Raw genomic sequence first — 21826 nt, forward strand, 5'->3', positions numbered from 1 at the left:
TCTCTCACGGTTCCCTCACCGGTGGTCCGTACCGACGACGGTCCCAGCGGCGGGCACGCCAGCCGGTGTACGGCGGCTGGGAACTCGCTGGACGCCCAGCCAGGTGACCGGCCGGTCGGACAGGGATCAGCGCCGGGGTGTGCGGGGATCCGCGAGCAGGTCGAACCCGAGGGCGCGGTCGAGCAGCCGGAACCGGTAGGCGGCGGTCAGCACGAGAAACCACAGGACGAGCGCGGGGAGCACCGTCGTGAACACCGGCTGCGCGGCTTCGGTGAGCCCAAAGTAGCCGGTGAACCAGGGCATCAACAACCCCGCGGTGAAGGTCACGACCAGCACGGCGACGAGTACGGCCGGTCGCCGGTCGCCGTCCGGCCGGGTCCACGAGGCGAAGAGCCTGGACGGCGGCTTGAGGAAGAGGATCAGCAGGAACGCCGCGTAGGAGACGAAGGTCGACAGCGCGGTCTGCGCACCGATGGTCGCGACCGCCTCGGAGAACCCGGCGTCGTCGGCCGACAGCCCGGTCCACTCCTCGAAGCGGGCCACGAAGTCGGCCGGGACCTCGCCGCCGGGCGGGCCGGCGAGCAGGGATGTGTAGTGGTAGGCGTAGACCGCGACGCCGCCGGCGGCGGTGACCAGCGCGGCGGGGATGACGAACCGCCCGAGGTTTGCCAGCAGGTGCGGATCAGGGGGAGCCGGGCGCGCCCACATCGTCAGGAAGAGGGTGGGGACACCGACGGTCAGCAGGGTCAGCCCCACCTGGGCCGGGGCGTACGGGAAGCCCAGGCCGAGCATGGTCACCGCGAGGATGACCAGCCCCTGGGTGCCGACCCGGGCGAGGAAGACCTGCATGGAGGTCGCGATGCCGCTGATGATGCGGCGCCCCTCCAGACGTGCCGGGACGAGGGCGGCCAGGGAGTCCTCGGTGAGCACGATGTCGGCGACGTCCCGGGTGACGGCGCTGCCGCTGCGCATCGCCACGCCGACCTGGGCGGCCTTGAGCGCCCGGGCGTCGTTGACCCCGTCCCCGAGCATGGCGACGTAGCGGCCCTGCCGGCGCAGCGAGCCCACCAGGCGCTCCTTCTGCTCCGGGGCGATGCGGCCGAACACCGCGGTGCGCGCGACGACGTCGTCCAGTGCCGGGTCGGTCAGCCCGTCGAGGTCGGCGCCGCTGAGCGGGTCCGTGCCGTCCAGGCCGGCCTGCCGAGCCAGCGCGGCGACGGTGCGCGGGTCGTCGCCGGAGACGACCTTGACCGCGACGCCGTCGGCGAGGAAGCGGCCGATCGTCTCGCGCACCTGCGGCCGCAGCTCGTCGGCGAGCGCGATCACCGCCAGCGGCTCCAGGGCGGGCAGCCGCGGCCGTCCGCCGTCACGCAGCGAGGCCGGCGGATCGACGGCGCGGGCGACGACGAGCACCCGCAACCCCTGCGCGGCCCGCTCGCTCACCACGCCGGTGAGGGGCTCGCCGGACAGGTGCGGCGCCAGCGCGTCGGGGGCGCCGAGGACGAAGACGCCGTCGTCGGTGCGCAGCGCGCTCCACCGCAGCGACGAGGAGAACGGGACCTCCTCCCGCACGGGCCACGCCTCGCCGGGCAGAGCGGCGGCCAGCGCCGTGGTGGTGAGGTTGGCCGCGGCCGCGCTGCGGGCCGACGAGCCGATCAGCCGCTCGACGTCGCCGAGCGCCGCCGGCCCGACCGGCACGACCTCGGCCAGGCTGAGCCGGCCGGTGGTCAGCGTGCCGGTCTTGTCGGTGCAGACGACGTCGACGTTGCTCATCGACTCCACCGCGTTGACCTGCTGCACCAGCGCGCCCCGTCCACCGCTCTTCGCCGCGCCGACGGTGTAGGCCACCGCGACGAGGAAGAACAGTCCGTAGGGCACCAGCCCGGACAGCACCGCGGTGGTCTGCACCACCCGGACCAGGGAGAACCCCTCGAGGGCGGCCTGGGCCAGGATGGCGCCGCTCATCAGCACGACCAGGCAGATGACCAGCCGGACGACGAACCCGATGCGGCGCTGCAGGGGCGTGGTGTCGGTCGACACCCGCCGGGCGTCAGCGGTGAGCCGGCTGGCGTAGCTGGCGCCGCCGACGTCCCGGGCGAACTGGCGGCCCTCGCCACCGACGCAGAAGCTGCCCGACAGCAGGTCGTCCCCGGGCTCCTTCAGCTGGGGATCGGACTCGCCGGTCAGCAGCGACTCGTCGGCCTCGATCCGGCCGCCGTCGAGGACCGGCCCGTCCACGACGACCTGGTCCCCGGGCAGCACGTGCAGCACGTCGCCGCGGACGATCTCCTCCGGGAGCACCTCGACGTCCCGGCCGTCCCGGACGACGGTGACGGTGCCGCGGGAAAGCAGTTGCAGCCGGTCGAGCTTGCGCTTGGCCCGGATCTCCTGGACCGCGCTGATCGCAGCGTTGACCAGGCCCAGCCCGACGCTGACCACCGCGTCGTTGACCCGGCCCAGCGCCAGCAGCGCGACGCCGATGGCGAACAGGACCAAATTGAAGAAGGAGAAGACGTTGGTGCGCAGGATCTGCGCGTAGCTGCGCGAGGACCGACTGACGGCGGTGTTGCCCTCACCGCGCCGGCGCCGGGCCTCGGCCTCCCGCTGGGACAACCCGTCCGGTGCCACGGGTACCGCCGCCGCGTCCGTCTCCTGCAGGTCCACCCGGCTCACTCCCTGCGCCTCGTCCCCGTGTCCCGGCGCTGCGCATGGCGACGTCGCGCACGCTGTCCGCACTCGCGGTGGCCGAGGGGCTACCTGCCGCCTCAGGGCAGTCTCTCCCGCGGCCGCCGCGCTCGCTCTCCGGTGGCCCTGCCCGACGGGTGAGTGCGTGCTCCGCGCCATCACGGTGACCGCGTGCCTCCAGCAAACGCACACCGGATGGGCGCTGGTCGGGCGGCTCCGCTGGTGTCTTCGCGTCGACACGGACGGAGGGCAGGACCGGGTTGGTTCCGAGCAGGAACCCCACTCACAGGAACCTCCCGGCATGGTCGCAGGGGGTACACGGCCTGTGCCCGGACGGTGGGACGGACGGTCGGAGACACCGACCCGGTCAAGGAGCACACGTGCGCAAGAAGCTCGTCATCGCCGCCACCACCGGTGCACTGGCCCTCACCGGCCTGGCCGTGGCCGGGCCAGCGCTGGCCGTCACGGACACCCTCGGGGACGCGCTGTCGTCCCGGGTCGAGCGCATCAAGGACGCGCTGTCGGGCCTGGTCAGCGATGGCTCCATCTCCCAGGAGCAGGCCGACGAGGTGGCCACCACGCTGAGCGAAGCCGGCTTCGGTAGCCGTGGTGGGCACCACGGCCGGGGCCTGGACCTGACGGCTGCCGCCGAGGCCCTCGGCATGAGTGAGGACGATCTGCACACCGCCCTCGAGGCCGACGGCGCCACGCTGGCGCAGGTGGCCGAGGACAAGGGGGTCGCGCTCGACACTGTCGTGCAGGCACTGGTCACCGCGGAGCAGGAGCGGATCGCCCAGGCCGTCGCCGACGGGCGGATCACCCAGGAACAGGCCGATCGGCGGCTTGCCGACCTGGAGCAGCGCGTCACCGACCGCGTCAACACCACCGTCCAGGACGGCGGGCGCGGCAACCGGAACGAGGCGGACGGCGCGTCGGGGCAGTCCGCTGACGACTGATCTGGTGCAGCACCGCTGAGCGGCGCCGTCCTCTCTTACTGGGTGTGTCCCTATTCCACCGCTGAAGGGCCACCGGTCCCCGAACCGCCCGGACATGCCGATGGTCAGGCGCCCGTGGCGAACGCATCGAGGTGCAGTCCACTACATGACTTTGTGCGGCGATTCCGCGCGTCGGGGGTGGCGGAGGTCGGCGAGGGTGAGCTGAGCTTCGACCCGGGCGACGAGCTCGCGGGCGTTGAACGGCTTGACGATGTAGTCGTCGGCGCTTGCGTTGAACGCTGCGACGATGGAGTCGGTCGCCGCTACCGCGGTGAGGAGGATGACCGGGGTGGTGCGATGTCGCTCGTCGGATCGGACGCGGCGGAGAAGTTCCAGCCCGTCCATTTCGGGCATCATGACGTCGGCCAGTACGAGGTCGACGTGCTGCTCCTCGAGTTCGGCGAGAGCGGACCGGCCGTCGGCGACGGCGATGATCTCGTACCGGTCGGCGAGCAGCCGGGTGATGTAGGTACGTAGATCGGCGTTGTCATCCACGAGCAGCACCGTCGCGCGCCGCCCCCGCGGCACCGGCGCGACTGGGCCGGTGTCGCGGATGCCGGCGGGCGCGCTCTTCCCGGCCGCCCACAGCGCCGCCTCGTCGAGAAGCGCCTGCCGGTAGGCCGCCCTGGCACCAGGGTCGGGACCGTGCACGGCGTCCGCCTGCCGAGGTTGGGCCACCGGGATCCAGACGGTGAACGCGCTGCCCTCTCCGGGCCGACTGCGCACGCGGACGCTGCCCCGGTGCATGCGCACGAGCTGAGCGACCAGCGCGAGCCCGAGCCCGGACCCTTCGTGGCTGCGTGCCTTCGCGCCGCGTACCCGGTGGAACCGGGTGAACAGGTCGCGCTGGTCGGCTTCGGCGATGCCGATGCCGGTGTCGGCGACGGTGAGCTCGGCGTGATTGGGCTGCAGCCGCAGGGTCACCGTGACGCCGCCGGTGAAGGTGTGCTTGAGCGCGTTGGAGAGCAGGTTGAGCACGATGCGCTCCCACATGTCGGCATCCACGGGAAGCAGGCGTCCCAGCGGCGGGCAGTCGACGTCGAGGGTCAGACCCGCCGCCTCGAACGCTGAGCGGAACACCCCGGCCAGCTCGGCCGTCAGCGCGGCGAGGTCCACGGGGGCGAACCGGGGGACGACGCGGCCCTGCTCGGCCTGCGCGAACTCCAGCAGCATGTTGACCAGCTTGAGCAGCCGTAGCGCGTTGCGGTGCGCCAGCCCCACCGCCTCGGCGTGCTCGGGCCGCAGCTCGGACGCCGCGTCGAGCAGCTCCTCCAGCGGCCCGAGCATCAGCGTCAACGGGGTGCGGAACTCGTGGCTGACCCCGGTGAAGAATTCCGTGTGGGCCCGGTTCAGCTCCCGTAGCGCGGCGACCCGCGCCGCGGCGTCGGCCCGCCGCCGGGCAGCGAGCACCGCGGCCCCGACCCGGTCGGCCACCAGCGTCAGAAAGGTCCGGTAGTCCCGGTCCAGAGGGATCAGCGGGTTGACCCCGGCGATGACGACCACGGCCGGGACGTCGTCGTCACGACGACCAGCCGGCAGCACGAGCGCCGTGACGGGGACGGACTCGGCCGCAGCGGCGGCGTCCACCGCAGGCAGGGCCACCCCGAACCGCGACGGCAGGTCATCGACCTGCACCGGCTCGCTGCTGGACAACGCCGCCGTCACCGGCTACGACGAGCTCAGCCCGCTACTGATGCGCCGGGGGGCCACCGCCGAGCCGGGCGCAAGGCCGGCCGCACCGGCCAGGTGCAGCTCGGTGCCGGCCGAGTCGGGCAGGTACAGCAATGCGAAGGGGACGTGCCGGGATTGCCAGCCATCACCGCGGCAAGCCGTCCGGCCATCGTGGCCTCCCCGGCGTCGTCCTCGACTGGCACCGCGGCCAGCTTGTCGAGCAGGCTCAGTCGCCGGTTGGCCCGGACCTGGCCCGTGGTCTCGACGTAGTTCGCGAACGTCCCGGCGATGCGGCCGCGTTCGCGCAACGGGCTGCAGCACACGGTGTAGAAGTGCTCCTCCAGCCGCTCGTCGAAGCGGAGCAGCACGCGCTGGTCCGCGTAGGTCACCGCGCGCCCCGCGCCGGTCGCCTCGACCACCGGGCCGAGGAGCTGCGCGGCGGCCTCCGGGTAGTCCTCCAGGATCGGCCGCCCCAACGACGCCGGGTGCCGGTCGCCGATCACCGGCACGGCCGCGTCGTTGTACAGCTGCGCGTGCTGCGGTCCCCAGAAGACGTGCAGCGGCATCTCGTTGGGCAGGATCGTCGCCAGCACGGTCAGCAGCTCGGTCGACCACGTCTCCACCGGACCCAGCGGGGTCGCCGCCCAGTCCCTGCGGGCCATCGCCGCGCCCACCTCATCACCGAGGGCGAAGACCGCCTGCGCGTCAGCCACACCGGGTAGCGGCAGCGGGAGCCCGGCACCGAGCGCGTCGTCGAGTAGGCGGGGGATCTCCCCCAGCGGGAGCTCCAGGTCGCACAGCCCGGCCCGGACGACCGATCCCGGCATCCCGTAGGCCATGCTGGTGGCCTCGTCCTGCACGAGCACGGTGCCACCCGCCTCGCGCACCGCACGGGCGCCGTCCCGGCCATCCTGCCCGGCGCCGGTGAGCACGAGCGCCAGCACCGCTGGCCCGAGCGCATGGGCGGCCGAGACGAACAGCTCATCGACCGATCCCAGCGCCGACGGCCGGTCGCGCGTCCTGGCGGCGAGCGTGCCGTCCGGCTCCAGCCGAAGCGTGCCCCGCGGCGGGCAGAGATAGACGCGGCCCGGCTCGGCGGTCTCACCGTCGACGGCGGTGGCGACCGGCAGCCGCGAGCTGCGGCCCAGGACCTCCTGTAGCTGCCGATTACCCGCCCCGGCGTGCTGCGCGACGAGCACCGGCACCCCGATCTCGGTGCGGAGGCTGCCCAGGACCACCTGCAGCGCCTCCACCTCTCCGAGCGAAGCACCGACCACCAGGGCGCGATAGCGGCTCCCGCCCGCGGGGCCAGCAGCATCCGGCGCGCCCATGAGGAAATGATGCCCCCGCCAGTAGGCCACGAAGGGGATCAAGTGTGCGATGCCGACGCGGCTGCTACGTCCCCGACCTGAGCATGCTGTGCCTCGTTATCCGGACTCGACCCTCCTGTCACCTGATACATGTGCCCGACCATGCCGCGTTCCGAGCGCGCGCGAGAGGGGCTTCGTGCCGCTACGCGGCTCGACGCACCGTGGCCGGCCGCGCCCCGTTCTGGCTCAGGTGCCGCAAGGTGGTGGCGATGCAGGCGACCTGGAGCCAGCCGGTCGCTGAGGCCGTCGTGTTCTCGAACGACTTCGCGAGCCTGCGACTACGGCCGAACCGGCCGTGGGCCACCTCGACGCGCCAAGCGTGCCGGATGGGACGGAAGACCGGCTGCTTGTCATCCCACCCGACCCGGCGGACCTCCACCCCGTGCCGACGGCCCAGCCCGTCCGAAGCATCTGACTCAGCGGTGCCCGCCCAAGATCAGCCGTCGGGGCCCCACCTGTCGTGGTGGACCAGACGTGGTCGCGATGTGGCGCGAACTCTCTCGGAAGGGCTGGGAGTTGGTGGCACGAGGCGGCACTTCATCAGGACGCTGGCCTGCAGAAACGATATGGGACCACATCCTGCGTCCCGCACCGACACGTCCCTACTCTGACTGGGGGTCAAGGGGTCGCAGGTTCAAATCCTGTCAGCCCGACAGTGAAACCGCAGGTCAGGGGCCGTCCCGGAGAGATCCGGAACGGCCCCTGATCGCTTCCCAGAGCGGTGTGACCACCAGGTCGACCACCGTCAGCCGACCCTGAGTCCACCGCGCCTGCCGGCTGCGGGCGCCGGGTCGAGGCCGGGCGCCAGGTGGGACGGCTCCCGGGCCGTGCCCCGAGGCCGCCGGACGGCGGCTGCGGGGACGAGGACGATCTCCGACGCTCCACCGACCGGTCAGCTCAACCGCTCGTCGGTGGAGGGCGGTCCCGACTTCTCCGGCGCAGCAGGTGCTGGACGACCTCGAGGCGTGACCTGCCCGGAGAGCCACCATCGGGGATACGGGAGCTCGCGCCGTCCTCGCCGTTCTCGCCCAGCCAGCCGGCCATGCGACCGGCTCGGTGAACGGCCCGCAGCCGGCGTTCGACGGCGAGCCGGCTCCTGCTCGGCACGATCAACAAGAGGTGGTCGCCGTGGCGGAGGGTGGTCTGCCGGTCGGGGACCAGCGTGTGCCCGTCTCTGACGATCAGGGAGACGACAGCGCCAGGTGGCAGGCGCAGCTCCCACATGGTGACTCCGTGCAGCTTCGACTCCGCCGGCACGAGGAACTGGAGCAGGTCCGCGTCGAGCCGCTCCAGTGGCGCCGACTCCACGAGCACGTCGCGCGCGTCCTCCGCGTCACCGACCCCCAGGCGCCGCGCCAGTGGGGGCAAGGTCGGCGCCTGGACGATCGTGAAGACGACGACCAGGACGAAGACGATGTCGAAGATCGTCTCGGCTGCCGGCAGCTCCGCACTGATCGGGATCGTGGCGAGCACGATGGGCACTGCGCCCCGGAGTCCGGCCCAGGACATGAACGCCTGTTCCCTCCACGAGGAGCGGAACGGCGTCGCGCACACGACCACCGACAGCGGGCGCGCCAACAGCAACAGGCCGCCGCCGACGATCAGTGCAGGCAGCAGCGCGTCGGGGAGTCTGCTGGGACTGGCCAGCAGGCCCAGCAGGACGAACAAGCCGATCTGGGACAGCCACGCCAGGCCCTCGGCGAAGCCGAGGGTGGCGTTGCGGTGGGGGAGCCGGGCGTTGCCCAGCCACAGGCCGGCCACGTACACGGCCATGAACGACGAGGCCGAGGCGAGCCCGGCAGCCGCGAACGCGAACAGGGCGATCGCCACGGTGGCGATGGGGTACAGACCCACCGACGGCAGCGCGCTGCGGCGCAGCACGCTCTCTCCCGACCGCGCGACCAGCACCCCCACCGCCGCGCCGACGGCGAGTTGGTAGAGCACCTGGCCCAGGGACAGCAGTGGGTCCGCTCGTCCCCAGCCGTCGGACACGACCAGGGTCACCAGGATGATCACCAGCGGGTCGTTGAAGCCGGACTCCGCCTCCAGCGTCGCCCCGAGGCGCCGCCGCAGTGGCAACCGTCTCAGGACGGAGAAGACGGCGGCTGCATCGGTGGAAGACACGACCGCCCCGAGCAGGACGGCCGTCCGGAGGTCGACGTCGAGCAGGGCGTACGTGATCGCGGCGGTGACGGTCACGCTGATCGCCACCCCCAGGGTCGCGAGCAGCAGGGCCGGTCCCAGCACCGGTCGGATCACCGCCCACCGCGTGGTCAGGCCGCCCTCGGCCAGGATGATGCCGAGCAGCACCAACCCCACGACCTGGGTGAGCTCGGCGTCCTCGAACTCGATGCCCAGCCCGGCCTCGCCGATGAGGACACCGAGACCGAGGTAGAGGAGCAGCGTCGGTAGCCCCGCACGCGAGGACAGCCGCACCGCCGCCACCGCGACGAGCACCAGGGCGGTGACCGCGAGGACGACCAGGTTGAGGTCGGCGACCGACACGGCCACCCCCTCGGCACGTCCGACGAGCGCTGCGCTGCCGCTGACCCGGATCTGACGCTGTGTCCCCTGCTGTCGGGCGGGCAGACCACCGCCGGGCACCGGTGCCCGAGTCCTCCGCCGTGTCGCCCGCGATGTGCACGGGTCCCGCCCTGGCCGCGACTCCCATGACGGGCACCGCGACGAGCAGTCTCGCGCAGCACGGCAACCGCAGGACACACCCCGCGGGCGGCGTCTCCTCCGATGCCGGATCGGCCCCATCCCCTCGTGCTGGTGTGTCTCGTCGGGTTTCGAGCCGGGGCCCGCAGCAGGACGGTGTCCGCGCAGGTGGTCGACGACCCGGGCCAGCAAAGCGGCGATCGGGACAGCGACGAAGGCGCCGAGCACCCCGGAGGTGGCTGCGCCAGCGGTGACGGCGAGGATGACCGCGAACGGGTGCAGCTGGAGCACCGGCGCAGGACAGCGGCAGGGAAGAGCGCGACCACCAGCGGCGTCGCGATGGGCTCACCTCGCGGAGGAGGTGGGGCAGAGCTGCGACGCCCACGACGCCCAGCAGCGCCCATGACCGTCGTCCGGCGCGCATCAGTACCGCGTGCTGCGCCGGGGCATCGGTCGACACCTCCCGGCCTCGGCGGTCGTGGATGCCGGACTCCGCCACGTCGCTCCCTGGTCTGGTCCGACAGAGGCGGACCCGTGTCTCCACGGCGAGCCCGTCGGTGGTGTCCTCGCGATCGCCGGTCGTGACGCACCAGCCACCGGGGTCGCCCGACACCGGTGGGCCACGGGTCCTCGTGGACCGGTCAGCGGCGTCGCGGTGGCTCACAGCCGTCCCGGTCACTCCGGGGGAAGGGGAGGGACGTCGACGGGACCGCGCAGGACGGCGCCCACGCCTCCGTCGAGTCGTCGCCCGTCGCGGATGGTCCGCACGACGGTGCACGTGGCGCCCGCGGCCCGCACGAGGACGTCGGACAACGGGGCGTGCGGCCCGGTCGGCGACCCGACGTCCCGGCGGCGGGCACCTGCGACGCCGAGCGACAGCCGCCGCACCCGGTGGCGGTCGGCCTCGTCCGGCGCGATGAGGACCTCCTCGGCCTGTCCGTGCACGACTGCTCGGAGTGTCGGTGCGGCCCCGACACAGGCGTGGCCGTCGGGGAGGCCGGCGAGCACCTCCTCGACGACGGCTGCCTCCTCGAGGACAGCGGCATCTGCGGCCATGACCCGCGCTCGAGCGGCCAGCGATCCGAGGTCGGAGGCGGCCGGGACGGCGACGAGCAGGGTCCGGATGCGGGGCTCCAGCCGGGCGCGCAGGACCTGCAGCGTCCCCGCCTCGCCGCCCGCGACGACGAGCCGAGCCCTGCCGCAGTCCACCAACCAGGTCAGGGACTCGCTGATGGCCCATGCGTTGGCCGTCCACTGCTGCTCGGCGCGGTCGAGCCGTCGGTGGAGACCGCCGGGTGCCGAGCCCGAGATGAGGAGGTCCTCGCCGATCACCTGGCAGACCAGGTCATGGGCTCCAGGCTCCAGGAGGAGGAGGTCGGCGCCGCGTCGATCGGTGACCATGACGACCACCGGCACCCCCCGGTGTCGTCCGGTCAGCAGCGGCGACGCGTGCGGCAGCGGGCCGAGAGAGGCCTGCTCCTCCACCCCGTGGGACAGGTGCTCGACATGGCTGCGGCCGTCAGCGCTGGCGAAGGCCGCCATGGCCTCGCCGCGTACCGGCGTCTGGCCGATGCACTCGTCCAACGTCACCAGCATCGACTCGGGCGCGCCGTCGCCCCGCAGCCGGCGGCGCATCTCCTGCCATCTCCTCGACACGCGGTCGGCGCCGTCGCGAACGTCGTTCCGTGTCCCGAGGTAGACGGAGGCCACCGGACCGGTGTCCGCCAGCTCGTGCACCAGGATCGGGAGCTGCCACGGCGCGGGCGGTCGCGTCCTGCGGTTCGGGGGTCTGGACGTCAAGGCGGTCATCCCGGCCTCCTCGTGGATCGGATGTCGTCGCGCTGCGACCGGATCGCAGCGGCCTGTCCCGCGTGCACGGGCGAGGGGCGTGCTGTGCGGGGCCTGCCCCGGATCTCCCGGATGCGGACCGGACGCTAGGTGCGGTCACGGGGACGAGCGAGGACGGCGGTCGGCGAACAACCGTCCGACGAGGTTGCCGACTGCGCGCAGCGCCGGAGTGCTCGCCGGATGGTGTCCGGTCGGCGTGGAGCGTCGGTGAGAGCCGGCGCGGGGGGCGGAACCGGGTGGGGGGGACCGCCCACGGCGCCGAGCTCTCCGGGCTGCAGCGAGGCGGCACGGAGGACCGAGCCTCCCTGCCGGGCCGTGACGTGGACGACCCGTCCGCCGCGGGGTGTCCTGTCGGCACGTGTGACCGACGGGGTCGACCGGACCGCCGGAGCGACCGGGGGGAGGAACGGGTGTCCTGGTCGATCTACCGCAGCCTGTGGTGGGCCGGCGTGCTCGGCGTGACGGCCTACGGCCTCCTGGGCGCCCTCCGGCACCTGTCGGTTGCCGAGCTGCTCCTCATCGGAGGCGGCGTGGCGGCGCAGGGCGTGTTCTACGGCTGGCTCGTGTGGGGAGGCGGAGCGGCCCCCGACCCGAGGACACCCACGCTCGCTGCGGCCCTGTCCTACGCGGTGCTGACGCTGTCCGTGCTCGGTCTCGGACTCCTCCAGGGGTGGGGCGGTCTCGTCACGGCCGCGGTCCTGTGCGTCGCCGGACTGCCGCTCCGCCACCGGGCGCGGTCGTCTGCGGCGCGGGACCGCGCCGTGGCGGCACGGGCCCGGGAGACGGTCGGGCCACCCGGGACCGCCTGGGTCGAGGACCTGAGCACTGCTGACCTGTGCCGCTCCTGGCAGATCACGTCCGCAGCGCTGCGGCGCGTAGCCCACCCCCGCCCCATCCAGGTGCTCGTCGACCTGCGGGTGGAGTACCTGGACGAGCTGGAGCGGCGAGATCCGCAGGGCTTCACGCGCTGGCTCGCCGAGGAGCCGGCCGCCACGGATCCGACCCCGTTCTTCCCTGCGACGGCGGAACGGTGACCGGGGAGGGGCCGTACCTCTCGCCCCGATGGGCGCACACCCACCCGACCGGGCCGGAGCCGGCGGACGGCGAGCGACGGCCGTCCCTGCCCCGCAGCACGGGCCACCCGTCCCTCGTGGGCTCTCGACGATCGCCCATTCGCGTCAGCGGGCCGCCGAGGTCGCTGACCGGCCTCGGCGAGGAGGTCAGGGACGTGGGTCGGCGGTTCCCGGAGGCGCCGGAGGACCGCCGCACTGCTCGCCTGAGCGGGGTCACGCCGCCCTCGGGCTAGAAGTCGACGGCGGGGGTGCGAGGCAGGACGTCGGGAGGAGACCCCACGATCGCGGGAACGGTCGTCTGACCGGCCCGGGCGAAGGTGAGGGTCAGGTCCATCGACTGTGCCGCGTCGATGCGGCGGGTCAGCCCCGTCAGGACGACCGGCGGGGCACTGCCGCCGACGAAGACCGCACCGCGAGCCGGGACGAGGACGTCCACGGCGGTCGTCTGCGGGGCAGGTGACTGCCCGCTCAGCGCCATGGGATCGGTGCGGTCGGGTCCGGGAGGGGGCGCGTCCGGAGGCGCATCAGGGACCGTGAGGGAGGCGCTGACCGAGGCGCCGCTGAACTCGGCGCCGGAGACGTCGATCAGCCGGTCGTCGACGCGTCCTCTGTTCACGATCGCCATCGTCACCTCCACCTGGTCGCCCACCTCGTACACGCCACCGGGTGGATGGGCGAGTTGGACGGCGTGGACGCTGATGTCCTCGACCTGCCCGGCCCCGCCGGTCTTGTCACGCGCCTGCGTGGCGGTCTGTGTGACCTGACCGGCGCTGCACCCGCTGAGCGCCATGGGTGACAGGAGCAGGAGGACGACGGCCGCGGACCGCACCGCTCGCCTCACCGGTGACACGGCTCCGTCCGTGCACCCGCGAGCGGTGGGGCCACGGCTGTCGGGACGGTGGGCCGCGCACAGGTCCACGGTCCCCGCACCTGCCTCGTGTGCCGTCACCTCGTACACCACCGTCCTCTCCGCACGGTTCCGCGCGCTGCGCGGAACCGACGTCCTGACCTGCTCCCGGGCCGGACGGTATGGACGGTCGGGTCCCGCGCGGTACGGCTGCGAGGCGACGATTGCGCCGGTCCTGGTTGCCGGATCCCTGCAACGAGCCCCCACCCGTGGACCTGGAGGCGGTGCCCGCCGCCGGGCCCGCGTGCGCGGCGGCCACCGGTGGCGTCGTGTGCTCTCGATGCCATCGGCGACGGCGGGGATGGGGTGTGGACCCCATCTTCACCGCGCGCGCTTGGCGCATCCCTGCCCGACGGCGACGATCGGATGGAGCACCACACGTGGTCCCAGGACGAGGACGAGGGAGATGGGCGACCGACGCCGCAGGTCCGACCAGATGGAGATCTCCCTGTTCTGGCGGGTCTGCCTGATCAACGCAGCGGTGTTCGCCGTCGGGTTGGTGGTGCTGGCGACGTCGCCGGCCACGGTGTCCTCTCCGATCCTGCCCAGCGAGCTCCTCGTGCTGCTCGGGGGGCTGGGCCTGCTCGTGCTCGCCAACGCGGCGCTGGTGCGCGCGACGCTGGCGCCCCTGTACCGGCTCCAGCAGTTGATGGAGGACGTCGACCTCCTGCGGCCGGGGCACCGTCTCCCCGAGAAGGGCAACGGCCCCGTCGGGGACGTCATCCGCACCTTCAACGCGATGCTGGACCGGCTGGAGGCCGAACGTGCCGCCAGTACCGGCCGCGCGTTGGCAGCCCAGGAGGACGAGCGGCGTCGGGTGGCCCAGGAGTTGCACGACGAGGTCGGGCAGAGCCTGACGGCTGTCCTGCTCGGACTGCGACGGATCGCCGATCGCGCTCCTGCTGACCTGGCACCGGAGATCGGCATCGCCCAGGAGACGGCGCGGGCCAGCCTCGACGAGGTGCGTCAGGTGGTGCGCCGCCTGCGCCCGGGCGTCCTGGACGACCTGGGGTTGTGCAGTGCCCTCACCGCCCTCCTGAGCGCACACGCCCGGCTCACCGGTGCAGCGGTGCAGCGCACCTTCAGCCCGTTCCTACCCCCCCTCGATCCGGAGACCGAACTGGTGATCTACCGCGTGGCCCAGGAGGCCCTGACCAACGTCGCCCGACACGCAGGTGCGGAGCAGGTCCTCGTCGAGCTGGCCCCGACTGCAGACGAGGCGGGGGTGCTGCTCCGGATCGCGGACGACGGGCGGGGCATGGACGGGAGCGAGGAAGGGGCAGGCGTCCGGGGGATGCGGGAACGGGCGCTGCTCGTCGGCGCCACTCTCGGCATCTCGACGTCCGAGGCAGGGGGTACCGACGTCCGGCTGCTTGTGCCCACACACGCGCGTGAGGCACGGGCGTGACCGGCGGTCAGCCGACACGGGTCCTGCTCGCTGACGACCACGCCCTGGTACGCCGCGGCCTGCGCCTGATCCTCGAGAGCGAGCCCGACTTCAGCGTCGTGGCCGAGGCCGGGGACGGCGCCCAGGCCGTTGCGCTCGCGCGTGAGGTGGACGTCGACCTGGCCGTGCTCGACGTCGCCATGCCCCGGCTCACTGGCCTGCACGCGGCGCGGGAGATGTCGAGGCGGTTCCCGGAGCTGCCCATCCTGATGTTGTCGATGTACGACAACGAGCAGTACTTCTTCGAGGCCCTCAAGGCCGGCGCTTCGGGGTACGTGCTCAAGTCCGTCGCCGACCAGGATCTCGTGTCGGCCTGCCGGGGCGCGGTGCGAGGGGAGCCGTTCATCTACCCGGACGCGCTGACGACCCTCATGCGCGAGCACCTGCACCGGGCCGGCCGCGGTGAACCCGTGCCCGAGCGGGTCCTCACGGCCCGCGAGGCCGAGGTCGTCAAGCTGATCGCCGAGGGCTGTTCCTCGAGGGAGATCGCGGCGCTCCTGGTCATCAGCACCAAGACGGTGGAGCGGCATCGGGCCAACATCCTGCAGAAGCTCGACATGCGGGATCGCACGCAGCTCACCCGGTACGCCATCAAGACCGGGCTCCTCGAACCATGAGGGCGACAGGGAGGGTGGTCATGCGCAGCGCCACGGTGGACGGCAGCCACGTGGACGAGGTGCTGTCCGAGGTGGCAGAGGCGGCCAGCGCTCGACACGGTCTTCCTCCTGCACTGCTGGACGGTTATCCACGGGCCCTGATGACGGTGGCCCGGACCGGCCGGGTGCTCAGCGCCGAGGAGCAGGCGACGTGTCGCCGGCTGGGCGGTGAGGCGGTCGCGATGGGGGTTGGCCTCCCGGCCCTCGTCGACGTGCACATGAACGCGTCGCGCCGGCTGTGGTCCCGCCTGCCCGAGCTCCTCGGCGCATCCCGGGGTAGGCCGGTCCGGTCGGCGGAGCTCATGGGCATCGGGGAGGCCGTGTGGCGAGCCGCCGACGCCGCGCTGGCCGCTCTGACCGCGGGCTACGTCGAGGCGCAACGCCTCGTCGTCCGGCGCGAGGAGGAGTTCCGGCTCGAGTTCGTCGACGACCTGTTGGCCGGTCTGGCCCCGGTCGGCCTGCTGATCGAGCGCGCCGAGTTCTTCGGGCTGCAGTTGAACGGTGCCCACGTGGTGGTGGTGGCCGAGGGGCAGCGGCCCATCGACTCGGGCAGTGGTGTCCGCGGAGCCGCAGAGGACGCCCTGCGGGCCCGCTTCGGGGACAGGGGGCTGCTCGCAGCGGCCAAGAACGGTCGGCTCGTCTGCGTCCTCAGCTGTCCACGAGACGGGGACGGCTGTGCCGACCTCGGTCGGGAGGTCGCCGGGATCGTCGGACCCCTCGTGGCCCGTACCGCGCGCGGGGGGCCGTGGCGGGCCGGGGCCGGACGGCCGCACGCCGGGCCGCGGGGCGTACAACGGTCCTATCAGGAGGCGGTGGAGGCCCTCGAGACGGCCAGCCGCCTGAGCCTGCGACAGCAGGTGGTCCAGGCTGCCGACCTGCTGGTGTACCGCGTCCTCGCGCGCGACGAGACGGCCCTGTCGGACCTCGTCCACACGGTCCTCGAGCCGCTGACGGGTGCTCGCGGAGGAGCAGCGCCGCTGGTCGAGACGCTGGAGGCCTACTTCTCCGTCGGGCGGAACGCCGCCGAGACGGCCCGCCGACTCCACCTGAGCGTCCGGGCCGTCACCTACCGGTTGCAGCGCGTGCGGGAACTCACCGGCTACGACGCCGGGGAGCCCGACCACCACCTGCCCCTGCTCGTGGCCGTGACCGGCGCACGGTTGCTCGGCTGGCCGCAGCACCCGCTGGTCAGGGAGTGAGCCGCCCCGTGCCTGCCCGCCGTCGGCAATGCCGGATGCCGATGTCGTCCGGGCGATGCCGTCGCCGCCCGTCCACACGACTCCTAGCGTCCGGCCCATGCGAGCACAGCGGAAGCGGAACCGGCTCCGTACCGGGGGTGTCCCGGCAGGCACGGCCTCGGGGAGGCGCCACGCGCAGGAGGGCTGCACCGACACGGTCCCGGGCTGGCCGGACGAGTTCACCGTGTGCGTCGACCGCAGCCGACCGCGGCCTGTGGTCACCGTGATCGGTTCCCTGGACGTGTCCGGCGCGGCCCTGCTCCGGGCCATGCTCGACCACGTCCGGCAGACCGAGGGGCAGACCGCCCTCGTGGACCTCACCCACGTCGACCACGTCGACAGCCACGGGCTGGCCCCGGTCCTCGATGCGAACGCGACCATCTGCGGGGCCTCCCGGGTGGTCGCACGACTGCTCCAGCTGCTGGCCGGGCCCCCACCGGTGACGGAAGCGGACGAGCGCCCGCTCGCTGTCCCGGTGCTCTCGGGTCCACGACCCAGCTGACCTGCAACGTGCCGGATCCGTGGACCGGCTCGAGTCGACCCCCACCGGTGCACCGCGACGACGTCTGGAGGATCTGTGCTGTCCCTGCTCTGGCTGCTCGTCATCGGCCTGCTCGCCGGCCTGCTGGCCCGCCTCGTCGTGCCCGGCAGGCAGTCGATGAGCCTGCTCGCCACTCTCGTCCTCGGGGTGGCCGGCTCTCTCGTCGGCGGACTCCTGTTGGGGCTGGTGACCGGAGGCCTGCGGGACCGTGGGTTCGGCCCCGCCGGCCTGATCGGCTCGGTCATCGGCGCGGTGATCGTGTTGCTGCTCTACGACCGGTGGACCGCACACCGGTCGTTGCCGCGGGGTCCCGGTGCCTGAGCGAGTGGCCCGCCGCTGCCGATCCGACGACCGATCGTCCCGCCGGCCCGCCGGGCGTCGCCCGACCCCGGGGCGGCACGTGGAGAACGGGGTGACACCGAATGGACTTCCCCCACTGGACGCTGCTGGTGCCGCTGCCCTGGATCGCCGTCGGCGTGGGCGCCGTGGTGGTGCTCCTGTACCGGCACGGTCACAGGGACCGCGTCTGGCTGCTGATCGGTGCGGTCCTCGGTCCCCTCATCGTGCCGATCGCGGTCGAGCGCGCCAGGGAGAGGTCCCGGCGCCTCGAGGGGACCGGGGCGCCGGCCTCCACCGAGCGGACGGCGGATCGCGGGCCGTGCGTGCTGATCGGCGTGGACGGGTCCCCGGAGTCGGAGGAGGCTGTGCGGGCTGCCACCCGGCTGGCGGCCCCGACCGCCGGCCGGTTCCTGCTCGTGAGTGTGGTGAGCTCGGAGGCCGCGGACGGTGGACACGACGACGAGTGCGCCCGAGCCGAGGACCTGCTGTCGCGGCACCGGCGCAGCCTCCCCGAGGGACCCGTGGTGGAGACGCAGGTCGTGGCCGGCCAGCCCGCGGCCGCGTTGCTGGAGCTGGCCGAGGCGGAGGACGTCGACCTCGTCGTCGTGGGACGACGGGGCAGGGGGCTGTCGCGCGCCGTGCTCGGCAGCGCGGCGACCGCCCTCAGCACGCGCTCCCGGTGTCCGGTGCTGCTGGCCGCCCCGCCCGCTGCCCGCACCTGATCGGCGACTCCCTCCGCGCGTCCACCTGGGCACCGCCACACCGCGACCCTCGTGCAGGGCGTCTCGCTCGGTCACCACCACGACGCCGATGTGCACACGTCAGGCCCCGCACGGCCGCACGACAGCGCCACCCGGTCAGTCCGCGACCGCGGACCCCGACATCCGGAACCCGACAAGGAGACACCATGATCTGGAACATCATCGTCCTGCTCGTCATTGGCCTGGTCGCCGGGCTCATCGCCCGCGCGGTCATCCCCGGCAAGCAGGACATGAGCATCGTCGCCACCATCGTGCTGGGGGTGATCGGCTCGTTCGTCGGCAACCTGCTCGGCGGGCTGATCAGCGGCCGGGGCTTCGAGCTGGCACCGGCCGGGTGGATCGGCTCCATCATCGGCGCGGTCATCGTGCTCGGCGTCTACGTCGCCGTCAGCGGCCGTCGCGGCACCCGGACCCGCTGACCGCGGCCGTGTCGACTCGTCCGCTCTCCCGCATCGACGGACACCTGCCCATCGAGGAGCACGGGCTGATCGGGGACGGCGCCACCTGCGCGCTGGTGGCACGCGACGGGTCGATCCCCTGGCTGTGCCTGCCCGAGTTCGACAGCCCGCCCTTCCTGGCCGGCCTCCTCGATGCCGACCACGGGGGCGCCTTCACCATGGCGCCGCGCGGGCTGCGCGCCGGCGGTCAGCGCTACCTCGACGAGAGCAACGTGCTGATCACCGAGCTGACCGGTCCGGACGGCGTCGTGGAGCTCACCGACTGCATGGCGCTGCGTTCCGGAGCCGACCTGGGCGAGCTCGTCCCGGCCGGGCGCAGCGAGCTGCTGCGGGTCGCGCGCGTGGTCTCCGGCGCCGCCGAGCTGGACGTGCGCCTCACTCCCCGCGACGACGTCCGGGTCACCCGCGAGAGCGGCGCCTGGCGGATCCACTGGCCGGCGCGCCCGGACCTGGTCCTGGTGCTGTGGTGCTCGCACGACCTCCAGGTGGCTCCCGGCGGGTCGATCGGGGCAACGGTGCGGCTTCGCGCCGGGGAGCGGCTGACCGCTTCCCTGCACTGGTCGGGCACCACCCGGCTGCTCGACCGCGCCGACCCGGCCCGGTTGGTGCACCAGACAGCCCAGGCGTGGCGGTCGTGGGCCGGGAACCTGCAGTACGAGGGTCCCCAGCGCGGTCTGGTGCTGCGTTCGGCCCTGGCGCTCAAGATGCTCGACCACGTGCCCAGCGGGGCCATCATGGCCGCGGCGACGTCCTCCCTGCCGGAGGAGATCGGCGGCGTGCGCAACTGGGACTACCGCTACACGTGGGTGCGCGACGCCGCGTTCTCCACCTACGCGCTGCGCCAGGTCGGGATGCCCAGTGAGTCCCGGGCCTTCCTGGCCTGGACGCTGACCAACGTCGAGCGGGACGGGCAGCCGCACCTGATGTACGCCCTCGACGGCGGGCAGCCGCCGCCCGAGCAGGAGGACGCCGCACTGTCGGGCTACCGGGGTTCGGCGCCGGTGCGGTGGGGCAACGGCGCGGCGGGGCAGACCCAGCACGACGTCTACGGCGAGCTGCTGGACGTCGCCTGGGGATGGGTGAGGACCGGGGGCCGGGTCGACGACCACCTCTGGGCGGCGTTGTGCGACCTCACCGAGGCGGCCATCGAGAACTGGACGACTCCCGACCACGGGATCTGGGAGGTCCGCAGCGCGGGGCGGCCGTTCACCTACTCGGTGGCGCTGTGCGCGGTCGCCGTCGAGCGGGCGCTGCGGATTGCCGAGGCCCGCGGTCTGGAACACCCGCGCGACCGGTGGCGCACCGAGCTCGACAGGATCCGGTCGGCGGTGTTGCAGCGCGCCTGGGATCCCGACCGGGAGAGCTTCACCGAGCAGCTCGCCGACGACGACGGCAACGGACGCGGGGGCCTGGACGCCGCGCTCCTCACGCTGCCGATGCGCGGCCTGGTGTCCTTCGACGACCCTCGGATGGTGTCCACGACCGCGGCGGTGCGCCGGCACCTGGACGCCGGGGACGGCCTGCTCTACCGCTACCTGCACGAGGAGTCCGACGACGGGCTCCCCGGCGGTGAGGGCGCGTTCCTGCTCTGCAGCTTCTGGCTGGCCGACAACCTGACCGGGCAGGGGCGGCTGGACGAGGCGCACGCGTTGTTCGACTCGCTGTGTTCCCGGGCCAACCACCTGGGTCTGCTGTCGGAGGAGATCGACCCGGGCACCGGCGCGTTCCTCGGCAACTTCCCGCAGGCCTTCAGCCACCTGGGCCTGATCGCCAGCGGCGCCAAACTGGCGCGGGCCGAGGGGCGTGCGCGGTGACCCGCTCGTTCGTCGTGCTGGGCGGCTCCGGCGACCTCACCGGGCGGCTGCTGCTGCCCTCGCTGGCCCGGCTGCACGAGACCGGAGTCCTCCCCGAGGGGAGCGGTCTGCTGGCCGTGGCCCGGGACGCCTGGGACGACGAGACGTACCGGCACTGGGCTCGGGGACGGCTGGCCGACCACGCCGGAGAGCTGGCCGAGGCCACCCGCGAGAGGTTCGTCGACCGACTGGCCTATGCCCGCGGGGACGTCACCGATCCCGCCGACCTGCGAGGGGCGCTCGCCCGCGTGGACGGCGAGCCGGTGGTCTACCTGGCCCTACCACACACTCTCTTCCGCCCCACGCTGACCGCACTGGCCGAGGTCGGGCTGCCCGAGGGCGCGCGCGTGGTCGTCGAGAAGCCGTTCGGCACCGACCAGGCCGATGCCCGGGCGCTCAACGAGCTGCTGCACCGGCTGCTGCCCGAGGAGGCCGTGTTCCGGGTCGACCACTTCCTGGCCAAGCAGACCGTGCTCAACATCCTCGGCCTGCGGTTCGCCAACCGGGTCTTCGAACCGATCTGGAACGCCGCCCACGTCGAACGGGTGGAGATCATCGCCGACGAGACCCTCGGCCTGGAGGGGCGGGCCGGCTACTACGACCAGGCCGGCGCCTTGCGCGACATGGTGCAGAACCACCTCCTGCAGCTGCTCGCGATCGTGGCGATGGAGCCCCCACTGGCCGTGGACGCACAGTCCCTGCCGGCCCGCAAGGCCGACGTGCTGCGCGCCGTCCAGCCGCCGGCCGACGTGCGGACCGGCAGCGTGCGCGGCAGGTACACCGCAGGGACCGCGGCCGGCCGCGCGCTGCCGCACTACGCCGACGAGGAGGGCGTCGACCCGGCCCGGCAGACCGAGACCCACGCCGAGCTCACCGTGACCGTGGACAACTGGCGGTGGGCCGGGGTGCCGTTCCGGTTGCGCACCGGCAAGGCCCTGGGCGAGGACCGGCAGGAGATCGTCGTGCGATTCCGGCCGGTGCCGCACCTGCCGTTCCTGGACGCGGAGCCCGAGCCCGACGAGCTGCGGCTCTCGCTGTCCCCTGACGCCATCGCGCTGGAGGTCAACCTCAACGGGGCGGGCGATCCGTTCGACCTCGAGCGGGAGGTCCTCTCGGTGCGGATGGCACCCCACGACCTGCCCGCCTACGGCCTGCTGCTGCGCGAGCTGCTCGACGGTGACACCACCCTGTCGATCAGCGACGTCGAGGCCGAGGAGAGCTGGCGCATCGTCGAACCGGTGCTGGCCGCCTGGGCCGCTGGCGAGGTGCCCCTGCTGGACTACCCGGCCGGGTCGGCGGGACCGGCCGCCTGAGTCGCCAGGC

At 73.2% G+C, this 21826-nt stretch carries 17 protein-coding genes; 11 read left to right on the forward strand and 6 right to left on the reverse strand.

The genetic code is table 11. From position 1 onward, the window contains the following. Window positions 1-126: 126 nt before the first annotated feature. Window positions 127-2664: an HAD-IC family P-type ATPase gene (locus tag ACI79C_RS17825; protein ID WP_456947012.1), complete on the reverse strand. Its 2538-nt coding sequence runs from the start codon at window positions 2662-2664 to the stop codon at window positions 127-129. Window positions 2665-3065: 401 nt separating this feature from the next. On the opposite strand from ACI79C_RS17825, the gene ACI79C_RS17830 reads away from it, so the two are divergent. Further along, window positions 3066-3641 (forward strand): hypothetical protein, encoded by a 576-nt coding sequence (locus ACI79C_RS17830; protein WP_456947013.1) that lies wholly within the window; start codon window positions 3066-3068, stop codon window positions 3639-3641. 141 nt (window positions 3642-3782) lie between these two features. On the opposite strand, the gene ACI79C_RS17835 is transcribed toward ACI79C_RS17830, so the two are convergent. From ACI79C_RS17835 to ACI79C_RS17850, 4 genes are all read right to left on the reverse strand, one after another. Next, window positions 3783-5183 carry an ATP-binding response regulator gene (locus ACI79C_RS17835; RefSeq protein ID WP_456947014.1) on the reverse strand — a complete coding sequence of 467 codons (1401 nt, stop codon included), beginning with the start codon at window positions 5181-5183 and terminating at the stop codon, window positions 3783-3785. 176 nt (window positions 5184-5359) lie between these two features. Beyond that, the gene (locus ACI79C_RS17840) at window positions 5360-6712 is read right to left on the reverse strand and encodes a chemotaxis protein CheB (RefSeq protein ID WP_456947015.1); all 1353 of its coding nucleotides are present in this window, start codon (window positions 6710-6712) and stop codon (window positions 5360-5362) included. Window positions 6713-7618: 906 nt separating this feature from the next. Further along, on the reverse strand, window positions 7619-9226 hold the full coding sequence (locus ACI79C_RS17845) for a potassium/proton antiporter (RefSeq protein ID WP_456947016.1): 1608 nt from the start codon (window positions 9224-9226) through the stop codon (window positions 7619-7621). Window positions 9227-10057: 831 nt separating this feature from the next. Next, a complete protein-coding gene (locus ACI79C_RS17850) occupies window positions 10058-11017 on the reverse strand; it encodes a baeRF2 domain-containing protein (protein ID WP_456947017.1) in 960 nt (319 codons plus the stop codon). 623 nt (window positions 11018-11640) lie between these two features. Here ACI79C_RS17850 and ACI79C_RS17855 point away from each other — a divergent pair. After that, complete coding sequence (locus ACI79C_RS17855) at window positions 11641-12264, forward strand: hypothetical protein (RefSeq protein ID WP_456947018.1); 624 nt, start codon at window positions 11641-11643, stop codon at window positions 12262-12264. Window positions 12265-12532: 268 nt separating this feature from the next. Here the strand turns inward: ACI79C_RS17855 and ACI79C_RS17860 are convergent, their stop codons facing one another. Beyond that, window positions 12533-13132 carry a hypothetical protein gene (locus tag ACI79C_RS17860; protein WP_456947019.1) on the reverse strand — a complete coding sequence of 200 codons (600 nt, stop codon included), beginning with the start codon at window positions 13130-13132 and terminating at the stop codon, window positions 12533-12535. Window positions 13133-13616: 484 nt separating this feature from the next. On the opposite strand from ACI79C_RS17860, the gene ACI79C_RS17865 reads away from it, so the two are divergent. The 9 genes from ACI79C_RS17865 (at window position 13617) to ACI79C_RS17905 (ending at window position 21816) form a co-directional block, all read left to right on the forward strand. Then, the gene (locus tag ACI79C_RS17865) at window positions 13617-14618 is read left to right on the forward strand and encodes a HAMP domain-containing sensor histidine kinase (protein ID WP_456947020.1); all 1002 of its coding nucleotides are present in this window, start codon (window positions 13617-13619) and stop codon (window positions 14616-14618) included. After that, entirely contained in the window at window positions 14615-15274 is a 660-nt protein-coding gene (locus ACI79C_RS17870; RefSeq protein ID WP_456947021.1) for a response regulator, read from the forward strand. Before ACI79C_RS17865 ends, ACI79C_RS17870 begins: the two co-directional genes overlap by 4 nt. Window positions 15275-15294: 20 nt before the next feature. Beyond that, the gene (locus tag ACI79C_RS17875) at window positions 15295-16512 is read left to right on the forward strand and encodes a PucR family transcriptional regulator (RefSeq protein ID WP_456947022.1); all 1218 of its coding nucleotides are present in this window, start codon (window positions 15295-15297) and stop codon (window positions 16510-16512) included. A 262-nt stretch (window positions 16513-16774) separates the two neighbouring features. Continuing rightward, window positions 16775-17053, forward strand: coding sequence for an STAS domain-containing protein (locus ACI79C_RS17880; RefSeq protein ID WP_456947023.1), 279 nt, complete (start codon window positions 16775-16777; stop codon window positions 17051-17053). A gap of 75 nt (window positions 17054-17128) precedes the next feature. After that, the gene (locus tag ACI79C_RS17885) at window positions 17129-17413 is read left to right on the forward strand and encodes a GlsB/YeaQ/YmgE family stress response membrane protein (RefSeq protein WP_456947024.1); all 285 of its coding nucleotides are present in this window, start codon (window positions 17129-17131) and stop codon (window positions 17411-17413) included. A 101-nt stretch (window positions 17414-17514) separates the two neighbouring features. Continuing rightward, window positions 17515-18153, forward strand: a complete 639-nt coding sequence (locus ACI79C_RS17890; RefSeq protein WP_456947025.1) for a universal stress protein — start codon at window positions 17515-17517, stop codon at window positions 18151-18153. Between the two features lie 185 nt (window positions 18154-18338). Continuing rightward, a complete protein-coding gene (locus ACI79C_RS17895; RefSeq protein WP_456947026.1) occupies window positions 18339-18611 on the forward strand; it encodes a GlsB/YeaQ/YmgE family stress response membrane protein in 273 nt (90 codons plus the stop codon). 8 nt (window positions 18612-18619) lie between these two features. Beyond that, the gene (locus tag ACI79C_RS17900) at window positions 18620-20464 is read left to right on the forward strand and encodes a glycoside hydrolase family 15 protein (protein ID WP_456947027.1); all 1845 of its coding nucleotides are present in this window, start codon (window positions 18620-18622) and stop codon (window positions 20462-20464) included. Then, entirely contained in the window at window positions 20461-21816 is a 1356-nt protein-coding gene (locus ACI79C_RS17905) for a glucose-6-phosphate dehydrogenase (protein ID WP_456947028.1), read from the forward strand. The genes ACI79C_RS17900 and ACI79C_RS17905 overlap by 4 nt, the downstream gene beginning before the upstream one ends. The last annotated feature ends 10 nt before the right edge of the window (window positions 21817-21826 follow it).

The organism is Geodermatophilus sp. SYSU D00697 (genome assembly GCF_054050175.1).

What these genes read in the sequence shown, in the direction of transcription:
- ACI79C_RS17865 (WP_456947020.1), top strand. Translation starts at nt 13,617, where the DNA reads ATGGGCGACCGACGCCGCAGGTCCGACCAGATGGAGATCTCCCTGTTC.
- ACI79C_RS17890 (WP_456947025.1), top strand. Translation starts at nt 17,515, where the DNA reads ATGGACTTCCCCCACTGGACGCTGCTGGTGCCGCTGCCCTGGATCGCC.
- ACI79C_RS17875 (WP_456947022.1), top strand. Translation starts at nt 15,295, where the DNA reads ATGCGCAGCGCCACGGTGGACGGCAGCCACGTGGACGAGGTGCTGTCC.
- ACI79C_RS17850 (WP_456947017.1), bottom strand. Translation starts at nt 11,017, where the DNA reads ATGCGCCGCCGGCTGCGGGGCGACGGCGCGCCCGAGTCGATGCTGGTG.
- ACI79C_RS17895 (WP_456947026.1), top strand. Translation starts at nt 18,339, where the DNA reads ATGATCTGGAACATCATCGTCCTGCTCGTCATTGGCCTGGTCGCCGGG.